Source organism: Streptomyces sp. NPDC085900 (assembly GCF_044540925.1).
Taxonomy (GTDB): domain Bacteria; phylum Actinomycetota; class Actinomycetes; order Streptomycetales; family Streptomycetaceae; genus Streptomyces; species Streptomyces gilvifuscus.
Map to the genome: position 1 here is coordinate 1 of NZ_JBITSP010000034.1, position 1,274 is coordinate 1,274.

1 protein-coding gene is annotated in these 1,274 nt (G+C 67.8%); it reads right to left on the bottom strand.

What is annotated here, in order from left to right; genetic code table 11:
* Positions 1-1,269: acyltransferase domain-containing protein (locus ACIGDI_RS43405; RefSeq protein ID WP_399908579.1), on the bottom strand; the 1,269-nt coding region annotated here is incomplete at its 3' end.
* Positions 1,270-1,274: the final 5 nt, after the last annotated feature.

Genomic DNA, 1,274 nt, shown 5'->3' on the forward strand with positions numbered 1-1,274 from the left:
CCAGTAGCGGGTGTGTTGGAAGGGGTAGGTGGGGAGGTCGACGGTGTGGGCTGGGTGGTGGGTGAAGGACTGGGTCCAGTCGACGGTGGTGCCGTGTGTCCATAGTGTTCCGAGTGAGGTGAGGAAGCGTTCGCGGCCTCCTTCTTTGCGTCGTAGTGATCCGGATACGGCGATGTCGGTGTGGGTGTCTTCGGCGATTTCGGAGATGGGTGCTGTCAGGACGGGGTGGGCGCTGGATTCGACGAATACGCGGTAGCCGTCGGTCAGCAGTGAGCGCACGACGGGTTCGAAGAGGACCGGGTGTCGGCAGTTGTCGAACCAGTAGTCGGCGTTCAGTTGTGAGCCGTCGAGTTTTTCTCCGGTCACGGTCGAGTACAGGGGGATCCGGCCCGGGCGGGGTCGTAGGAAGGCGAGCTGTTCGGTGAGTTGTTCGCGCAGTGGTTCGACTTGGGGGCTGTGTGAGGCGACCGTGGCGGCGATCACGCGGGCGCGCACACCGTCGGCTGTGAGTGTGGCGACGAAGTCCTCCAGGGGTTCCACTTCGCCGGCCACGGTGACCTGGGCGGGACCGTTGACGCCTGCCACGGTCAGGTCGGCGCCGTGCGTCGCGATGCGGGTCTCGACATCAGCGCGTGGCAGGGCGATTGAGGCCACCGCTCCGTGGCCGACCAAGTGTTCGGCGAAGAGTTGGGAGCGTAGGACGATCAGGCGGGCGGCGTCTTCGACGGTGAGGGCGCCGGAGACGCAGGCGGCGGCGATCTCGCCCTGTGAGTGGCCCACGACCGCGTCGGGCTCCACGCCGTGGGAGGCCCACAGTTGGGCGAGTGCGACGTGGACGGTGAACAGGACGGGTTGCACCACCTCGATCCGTTCGATCGAGGCGGCGCCCTCCACTGCGCGGAGTACGTCCTCAACGTGCCAGGGGACCCAGCGCTCCACCTGGCCGGCCACCTCGCGCAGTCGGGCGGCGAACACGGGTGAGGAGTCGAGCAGTTCCACGGCCATTCCGGCCCATTGCGAGCCCTGTCCGGGGAAGACGAAGACCCGTTTGCCCGACACGGCCGCGTGGCCGGTCACCACACCGGTGACCGCGCCGTCGCGTGTCAGTCCCTCGATGCCGGCGAGGAGTTCGGTGCGTCCGGTTCCCACGACCACGGCACGGTGATCGAACACCGAGCGTGTGGTGACCAGGGACAGGCCCAGGTCCGCGACCGACACCTCGGGGTGCGCCTGGGCATGCGCCAACAACCGCACCGCCTGATCCCGCAACGCCG